At 73.5% G+C, this 8,835-nt stretch carries 3 protein-coding genes and 2 pseudogenes; 2 read left to right on the top strand and 3 right to left on the bottom strand.

Going from position 1 to position 8,835, the window contains the following annotated elements:
• Window positions 1-273 precede the first annotated feature (273 nt).
• Window positions 274-1,071 carry a DUF2306 domain-containing protein gene (locus tag MUY22_RS36350; protein WP_247051698.1) on the top strand — a complete coding sequence of 266 codons (798 nt, stop codon included), beginning with the start codon at window positions 274-276 and terminating at the stop codon, window positions 1,069-1,071.
• Window positions 1,072-1,146: 75 nt separating this feature from the next.
• Here the strand turns inward: MUY22_RS36350 and MUY22_RS36345 are convergent, their stop codons facing one another.
• Entirely contained in the window at window positions 1,147-2,052 is a 906-nt protein-coding gene (locus MUY22_RS36345) for an NADP-dependent oxidoreductase (RefSeq protein ID WP_247051697.1), read from the bottom strand.
• A 119-nt stretch (window positions 2,053-2,171) separates the two neighbouring features.
• On the opposite strand from MUY22_RS36345, the gene MUY22_RS36340 reads away from it, so the two are divergent.
• Entirely contained in the window at window positions 2,172-2,627 is a 456-nt protein-coding gene (locus MUY22_RS36340) for a MarR family winged helix-turn-helix transcriptional regulator (protein ID WP_247051696.1), read from the top strand.
• A 48-nt stretch (window positions 2,628-2,675) separates the two neighbouring features.
• On the opposite strand, the pseudogene MUY22_RS49850 reads toward MUY22_RS36340, so the two are convergent.
• Window positions 2,676-5,615: pseudogene (locus MUY22_RS49850) on the bottom strand (type I polyketide synthase); the annotation flags it as partial.
• 210 nt (window positions 5,616-5,825) lie between these two features.
• Window positions 5,826-8,798, bottom strand: a pseudogene (locus tag MUY22_RS49845) (type I polyketide synthase); the annotation flags it as partial.
• Between the last annotated feature and the right edge of the window lie 37 nt (window positions 8,799-8,835).

Raw genomic sequence — 8,835 nt, 5'->3', positions numbered from 1 at the left:
GGCACGCTCGTCAGGCACGTGCTCGGATCGTTCCACCGCGGCACTCCCAAGGGTTCGGACGGGGTCCGTTCCGGCGTGCGCTGGGAAGCCGCGGTACGCCGCCGCCCGAACCACCGCCGACACGGAGGTCAGGCAGACTATGCCGCCGGATCGACCCTGTTTTCCCTAGCTGTTGCGGCCGATCCGGGATCGGTGGCGAGCGAACTCTACGGTTTTCCCCACTGTCTTCGCGCCACACTCTTCGCGCCGGTTCCTCCCACGGAAGGCCCACCCATGTCACGCATCGGAACGGCGCTGAGACGCCCCTGGATCGTCCCCTTCTACTTCCTCGTGTTCGGTTTCCTCGCGTTCCGGCTGCCCAACTACGTCGGCCTGGATCCGAGCAAGTCGACGGCGGCGACCCGGCTGGACGTGCCGTTCTACTACCCGCTGCTGGTGACGCACATCTTCTTCGGCTCGGTCGCGTTCGTGACCGCGGCGATCCAGGTGTGGCCCAAGCTGCGCAACAAGTACCCGAAGCTGCACCGGGTGTCCGGCCGGATCTACGTCTTCGGCGGCGCGCTGCCGGCCGGGATCGCGATCCTGACGATCACGCCGCTGCTGACGCACGGCCCCGGGCAGAAGGTCGGCAACGCGATCCTCGGGCTGCTGTGGCTGATCACCACGATCACCGGGTTCCGCCGGGCCCGTCAGGGCCGCATCGTGGAGCACCGCGAGTGGATGCTGCGCAGCTTCGCGCTGGCCTTCTCGATCCTGGCGTCGCGCTTCTGGCTCGGCCCGGCGATCCTCTGGCTGGAGCCGGAGGTCTTCACGATGGGCGTCGACGGCCCGGCCGCGGTGCAGGACCAGGTGTCCACGCTGACGTCGTGGGTGCCGTGGGTGGTCAACCTGCTGATCGCGGAGTTCTTCATCAACCGCGCCCGCTACAAGAAGCTGGGCGAGCAGGCCGCGAAGCGCAAGGCGGCCCAGGCTCGCGCGGTCGCATCGGAGACAGCTGACGAGGCGACCCTGGTCCCGGACGCGAAGACGCCGCTGCTGGACGCACGGCCGTCGCCCGATCCGGTGGCCTGACCCGAGAACGCGCCTTCCCCGGCGGCGGACGAGCCCGGCACCATCCCCCGGTGCCGGGCTCGTCCGCGTGTCCCGTCAGAGGAGGACGACGATCTTCCCCTGGGTGTGGCCGCCTTCGGAATCCCGGTGCGCGTCGGCGATGTCGTCCAGCGCGTAGGTCGCCGCGAGGTGCGGTGTGTACCCGCCCCGGGCGCCCAGCGCGGCGCCTTCGGCGAGCAGCGCGGAGTTGTTCTCCGACGAACGGGCCCGGACGCCGAGGTCACCCGCACGGGCCGCGTCGGCGACCGTCACGACGCGGTCCGCGTCACCGGCGATGGCGACGAGGTCGGGCAGCGAGCCGGAAGCGGCCGTGTCGAGCACGGCGTCCACCCCGCCGGGCGCGAGCTCGCGGACCCGGTCGGCCAGCCCTTCGCCGTAGGTGGTGGGCAGCGCGCCCAGCTCGCGCAGGTAGCCGTGCTTGCCCGCGCTCGCCGTGCCGATGACGGTGGCGCCGCGCGCCACGGCCAGCGCGACGGCGGCACTGCCCACTCCGCCGGCCGCGCCTTCGACCAGCAGCGTGCGGCCGGCCAGGTCGCCGAGCGCGTCGAGCCCGCTGCCGGCGGTGTCGACGGCCAGCCCGGCGCCGGCGGCCTGCGCGAGGGTCCACTCGTCCGGCACCGGCGCCCACGCGGACAGCGTGGCGTACTGCGCGGACGCCCCGAACACACCGCCGAGCCCGAACACCCGGTCACCGACGGTGACACCGGTGACGCCTTCGCCGACCTCGTCCACCACGCCGGCGGCGTCGCGACCGGGGATCGCCGGGAAGCCGACCTCGAACATCGCGCGGGCCGCCCCCGAGCGCACTTTCCAGTCGACCGGGTTCACACTGGCGGCGGCGACGCGGATCCGGACCTCGCCGGGTCCGGCGTGCGGTTCCGGGACGTCCTCGACGACGAGCACCTCCGCCGGGCCGTAGTCGTGGTAGCGGGCTGCGCGCATGGTGACTCCTTGATCCGTGGATGCTTTCCCTGGAAACTAACTTAAAGTCAGTTACTTTCCATGGCAAGTGTCTCGCAGATCACTTTCCGCGGAAAGTGACTGCGTGTACAGTCACGCCCGTGGAAGCGGATGACGGCTTCGCCCCGGCCGAGGCGGACACCTGGGAGTCGCTGCTGTCCGTGATCCTGTGGCTGCCCGCGGCGCTGGAGGGGCGGCTCAAGCAGGACGGCCTGAGTCACGCCGAATTCCTCATCCTGTGGTGCCTGTCGCAGCACCAGGACCGCACCATGACGTCGCTGGCGGAGATGTCGCGGGTCACGCCGTCGCACCTGTCCCGCATCGCCTCCCGGCTGGAGAAGCAGGGCTGGCTCGTCCGCAAGTCCGACCCGGCCGACACCCGCTACACGATCGCGTCACTGACCCCGGCGGGGTCGCGGAAGTACGACGAGTCGGCACCCGGCTACTACGCGACCCTGCGCGAGCACGTCTTCGGCCTGCTGACCGAGGAGCAGCTCGGTCAGCTCGGCGGCATCACCGGAATCGTCGCGCGCTCCCTCGACCCGACCGCGGGCTAGCGGCCGAGCCGAGCCCGCGGCCTGACAAGCCTGGGCACTGCCGAGCCGTCAGCCGACGTCCGGGAGCCAGGCCCGGACTGCCGCCACCGCCTCCGCGATGTGTTCCTCCACGATCGTGAAGTGGTTGCCCGGTACGTCGGTCACCGTGTCCGCGTGAGCCCAGGCCGAGCGCCACTCGACCTCCGCCTGCTCCGCCACGATCGGCTCCGACGCGCGGACGAGCAGCGTCGGGCACGGCAGCGGGCCCAGGTCCCAGCCCTCCATCAGGTCGAAGCACCACGCCATCGCCGACAGCCCGGCGCTCGTGACCTCGGTGTACTGCTGGTTCCGCTTGTACAGCCCCGTCATCAGGCCGCCGCCCGCGCTGGCGACGAACTGGCTGTCCACCGCGTACGGGTCCAGCAGCGCGACGCCGGCCGGCGGGGTGCCGCGGCGGGTCAGTTCCGTGGCGATCGCGTGCACCAGCAGGCCGCCGGTGGAGACGCCGAGCACCACGAACGGCTCCCCCGCCGCGTACGCGAAGATCGCGTCGGCTTCGGCGGCCACCAGCGATTCCCGGTCGGCCGGGAGGGCCTCGCCGTCGGTGAAGCCCGGGATCGGAACGGCCGAGACGTCGTACTGGCCGCGGCACGACGCCGCGAACAGCGAGTACTGCTGCACCCCGGCCATCGCGACCAGCGCGGGGACGCAGATCAGGTGCGGGCCGGGTGCCGCGTCCGGGTCGCGGCGGGCCAGGCGCAGCGGGCGGATCGGCCGGGTCAGCTCGTCCGGCGTGCGGAACTTCGGGCGCAGGGTCGCCGCGGCGCGGAGGAAGTCGATCGCGTCGGCCTGCTGGCCGTTGTACAGCGCCTGCGTGAACAGGCCGGAGATCGTCTCGTTCGCTTGCGCGGACACGGTTTCCGGCGCCGCCGACGACTCCGTCGGCCGGGAAACGCGGTCCAGCTCGGCGCCCAGGTGGCCGGCCAGCTCGAGCGGGGTCGGGTGGTCGAAGACCACGCCGACCTGCAGGATCAGGTCCGTCGCCGCTTGAAGGCGGTTGCGCAGGTCCATCGCCGTCAGCGAGTCGAAGCCGAGTTCGGGGAAGCCGCCGTCGACGGCCACCGCGGCCGCGCTCGGGTGCCCGAGCACCGCGGCGGCGAGCGTGCGGACCAGGTCCAGGACGGCCGCGGCACGGCCCTCTTCCGGCAGTTCGGTGTACGTCTTGGCGAACGAGCCCACAGCCTCGGCCGACACCGCCGACCGGCGGGACGGCGGCGGGACCAGCAGCCGCATCATCGGCGGCACCTCGCCCGACGCGCGCATCGCGGCCAGGTCGAGGCGGATCGCGGCGAGCACCGGATCGGCCGGGCGGGCCATGACGGCGTCGAACAGGGCGACGCCCTGCTCCCCCGTCAGCTCCAGGGCCCCGCCACGCGCTTGGCGGCGGCGGGCCGCGTCGTCGAGCTGCGCGGCCATCACGCTGTCGGCGCGCACCCAGCTGCCCCACGCCACCGACGTGCCCGGCAGGCCGAAGCCGCGGCGGTGCCGGGCCAGCGCGTCGAGGAAGCTGTTGGCGGCGGCGTAGTTGCCCTGCCCGGCGGTGCCGGCCAGCCCGGCGAACGACGAGAACAGGACGAACGCCGCCAGGTCGCGGTCGCGGGTGAGGTCGTGCAGGTGCCAGGCCGCGTCGAGCTTCGGCGCGAACACCGTCTCGAGCTTCTTCGGCGTCAGCGAACCGAGGACGCCGTCTTCGAGCGCGCCGGCGGTGTGGACGATCGCCCGGACCGACGGCTCGGCGTCGAGCAAGCGGGCCAGTTCGTCCCGATTGGACACATCGCAGGCGCGGTACTCCACCACGGCGTCGAGTTCCGCGGCGAACTCCGCCGCGCCCGGGGCCGCGCCGCCGCTGCGGCTCACCAGCAGCAGCTCGCGGACGCCGTGTTCGACGACCAGGTGCCGCGCGATGGTCCGGGCCAGCGCGCCGGTACCACCGGTGATGAGGACCTTGCCCGCTTCCCGCCAGACGTCCGCCGGAGAAGCGTCGCCGCGGACGCGGGCCAGGCGGCCGACGTGCGGGACGCCATCGCGCAGCGCCACCTGGGGCTCGCCCGAGGCGAGCAGGCCGGGCAGCATCGGGAGCAGGTCGCGGATGGACTGGTCGCCGGACTCGTCGAGGTCGACGAGCACGAGCCGGCCGGGGTTCTCGGTCTGCGCGGAGCGCAGCAGGCCCCACGCGGCCGCGGCCGACAGGTCGGCGCCTTCGCCGTCGCCGGTGGCGCCGCGGGTCACGAAGACGAGCCGCGTCGTGCGCAGCCGGTCCTCCTCGAGGAACGCCTGGACCTGGCCCAGCACCCACTTCGTCAGCAGGTGGGCCGATTCCCGGGGGTCCTCGGGCCGCACGTGCACCAGCGGGACCAGGATCAGCTCGGGCGGCTCCAGGCCGTCGTCGAGGGCGGCGGACAGCGTCCCGATGCCGAGGAACGTCTCGACCGCGCGGCCGAGGGTGTAGACGGCGCCGGTGAGGCCGAACTCGTCGGCGCCGGCCACGACCCAGCTGCCGTCGGCCAGGCGGCCGGGTTCCGGCGCGGGCACGGCCTGCCACTCCCAGCGGAACAGGCTGTCGCCGAAAGCAGGCGCGGCGGCGGCGTCGACGGCGGCCGCGCGCAGCAGCAGCGAGCCGACCGACGCGACGGGTTCCCCGGTCGCGTCGGCGAGGTCGATGCGGACGCTGCCGGTGCCGGACGGCACGATCCGGACCCGGGCCCGGGACGCGCCGACCGCGTACAGCTCGACGTCGGTCCACGAGAACGGGAGCCGGCTCTGGCCGCCGTCGCCGGTGAACGACGTCGCGTGCAGCGCGGCGTCGAGCAACGCGGGGTGCAGGGCGCACGCGCCCGCTTCGGCACGGTTCGCCTCGGGCAGCGCGACTTCGGCGTAGACCTCTTCGCCGAGGCGCCACACCGATTCCAGGCCGCGGAAAAGGGAGCCGTAACCGAAGCCGTTTTCGGCGGCCTGGTCGTAGAAGCCGGTCAGGTCGACGCGCTCGGCTCCGGGCGGCGGCCACTCCGCGGGGAACTCCCCCGCCGTCGGCTGCTCGCCGGCGCGCAGGACGCCGTTGGCGTGGCAGGTCCACGGCTCGTCGCCGTCGGAGTCGGGGCGCCCGTAGACGGCGAGGGTGCGGCGGCCGGCCGGGGTCAGCGGGCCGAGCACGAGCTGCGTCCGGACGGCCTGACCTGGGGGAACGATCAGGGGTACGGCGAGGGTCAGCTCTTCGACGACCGGGCAGCCTGCCTCGTCACCCGCGCGGATCGCGAGTTCCAGGAACGCGGTGCCGGGCAGCAGGACCGATCCACCGAAGGTGTGCTCGGCCAGCCACGGGTGCGTCGCCACCGACAGCCGTGAGGTGAACAGGAAGCCTTCGGTGTCCGGCAACGCCGTCACGGCACCCAGCAACGGGTGGTTCGCCGCGCCGAGGCCCAGCGCGGTGACGTCCCCGGCCGGGAGCAGGCTGGTCTGCGGCCAGATGTTCGTGCGCTGGAAGGGATACGTCGGGAGCGGGACACGGCTGCCGGCGGGCACGTTCCAGTCGACGTCGGCGCCGCGGGCGAAGGCGGCTCCGACGGCGACCAGGAACCGGTCCAGGCCGCCGTGGCCGAGCAGCAGCGTCGCCGACGCGGTGGCGCCGGTGCCCGACTCCTCGAGGATCGCCTGCAGGCCGAGGCTCAGCACCGGTTGCGGGCTCACCTCGACGAAGTGCCGGCCGCCGCGCTCCAGGGCGGCGTGAACGCCGGAGTCGAAGCGCACCGTGCGTTCCAGGTTGCGGTACCAGTACTCGCCGTCCAGCTCGGGGCCGTCGAGCCACTTCTCGTCGGCGGTGGAGAAGAACGGGATCTCCGACGTCGTGGGGTGCAGCTCGCCGAGGACGGACAGGAGTTCGTCGTGCAGCACGCGCACCTGCGGGCTGTGCGCGGCGAAGTCGATGCCCTCGACGCGCCAGCGCATCATCCCGGCCGCCGAAAGGCGCTTCTCCAGAGTGGTCAGCGCGCCGGGTTCGCCGGCGACAGTCACCGTGCGGGGGCCGTTGACCGCGGCGATCGACAGGGTGCCGTCGAAGTCGCCGAGCAGCGCGCGGACGTCCTCTTCGGACGCCATCACCGACAGCAGGCCGCCGTGGCCGGCGAGCCGGTCGCCGATCAGGCGGCTGCGCAGGGTCACGATGCGCGCGGCTTCGGGCAGCGGCAGGGCGCCGGCGAAACAGGCGGCGGCGATCTCGCCCTGCGAGTGGCCCAGCACCGCGGCCGGGCGGACGCCGTAGGAGCGCCAGAGGTGCGCGAGCGACACCATCACCGAGAACAGCACGGGCTGCACGACGTCGACGCGGTCGACCGAGGGCGCGCCGTCGACACCGCGCAGGACGTCGAGCAGCGACCAGTCGACGAAGGGGGCGAAGGCTTCGGCGCACTCTTCGATGTGACGCCGGAACACCGGCGCGGTGTCGAGGAGGCTCGCGGCCATCTCCGGCCACTGCGAGCCCTGGCCGGGGAACACGAACACCGGGCCCGGCCCGGCGGTCGCGGCGCCGGTGGCCGCGTACGGCGACGGCACGCCGGCCGCCAGGGCGGACAGGCCTTCGCGCAGGGTGGCGACGCCGGTACCGGCCACGACGGCGCGGTGGTCGAAGCGGCTGCGGCCCAGCAGGGTGCGGGCGATCGCGGCCGGGGGCTGCCCGGTGTGCTCGTCGAGGTGGGCCAGCAGGCCCGCGGCCTGGGCGGCCAGCGCTTCCGGCGACTTGGCCGACAGCACCCACGGCACGGCGGGCTGCTCGGCGGAAACGGCCGGTGCCTCGGCGGGCGGGGCTTGTTCGAGAACGACGTGGGCGTTGGTGCCGCTGACGCCGAACGACGAGACGGCGGCCCGGCGCGGAGCCCCGGTGCGCGGCCACGGCCGGGACGTCGTCAGCAGCTCGACGTCACCCGCGGCCCAGTCGACGCGCGACGACGGCGTCTCGGCGTGCAGGGTGCGCGGCAGGACGCCGTTGCGCATGGCCAAGATCATCTTCATCACGCCGCCGACGCCGGCGGCGGCCTGGGTGTGGCCGATGTTCGACTTGAGCGAGCCCAGCCACAGCGGACGGCCCTCGGGCCGGTCCTGGCCGTAGGCCGCGATCAGCGCCTGGGCCTCGATCGGGTCGCCGAGCGACGTGCCGGTGCCGTGGGCCTCGACGACGTCCACTTCGGACGGTGAGAGTTTCGCGTCGGCCAGCGCCTGGCGGATCACCCGCTGCTGCGACGGGCCGTTGGGGGCGGTGAGGCCGTTGGACGCGCCGTCGGAGTTCACGGCCGAGCCGCGCAGCACGGCCAGGACCTCGTGGCCGTTGCGCCGCGCGTCGGACAGCTTTTCGAGCGCGAGCATGCCGACGCCCTCGGACCAGCCGGTGCCGTCCGCGCCCTCGGCGAACGCGCGTGAGCGGCCGGTCGGCGACAGGGCGCCCTGGCGGCTGTACTCGATGAACACCATCGGCGTCGACATCACGGCGACACCGCCGGCCAGCGCCAGCGAGCACTCGCCGCGGCGCAGCGCCTGGGCGGCGAGATGCATGGTGACCAGCGACGACGAGCACGCGGTGTCGACGCTGACGGTCGGGCCCTCGAAGCCGAACGTGTACGAGATCCGGCCGGAGGCGACGCTGCCGGCGCTGCCGTTGCTCTGGTAGCCCTCGAGGTCTTCGGTGACGCCCTGCAGCGCGATCGCGTAGTCGTTGTACATCACGCCGACGAACACGCCGGTGTCGCTGCCGCGCAGTGTGTGCGGGTCGATCCCGGCGGATTCGCAGGCCTCCCAGGAGGTTTCGAGCAGCAGCCGCTGCTGCGGGTCGGTGGCCAGCGCCTCGCGCGGGCTCATCCCGAAGAACGCCGGGTCGAAGCCGCCGGCGCCGTGCAAGAACCCGCCTTCCGCCGTGGAGGACGTCCCGGGGGCGCCGGGCTCGCCGAGCAGGTCGGCCAGGGGCCAGCCGCGGTCCTCCGGGAAGCCGGAGATCGCGTCGACCCCGCCGTCGACCAGCCGCCACAACGCTTCGGGCGTGTCGACGTCGCCGGGGTAGCGGCAGCTCATGCCGACCACCGCGATGGGTTCACCGCCCGCGGATTCCGCCTCCACCAGCCGCTCGCGCGTGCGGGTCAGGTCGGCGGTCACCCGCCGGAGGTAGTCGAGGAGTTTGGCCTCGCTCATC

The sequence above is a fragment of the Amycolatopsis sp. WQ 127309 genome, from assembly GCF_023023025.1.
In the GTDB taxonomy this organism is placed as follows: Bacteria; Actinomycetota; Actinomycetes; order Mycobacteriales; family Pseudonocardiaceae; genus Amycolatopsis.
The sequence above is the reverse complement of the archived record's forward strand: the minus strand, read 5'-3'. Positions and strand labels throughout refer to the sequence as shown.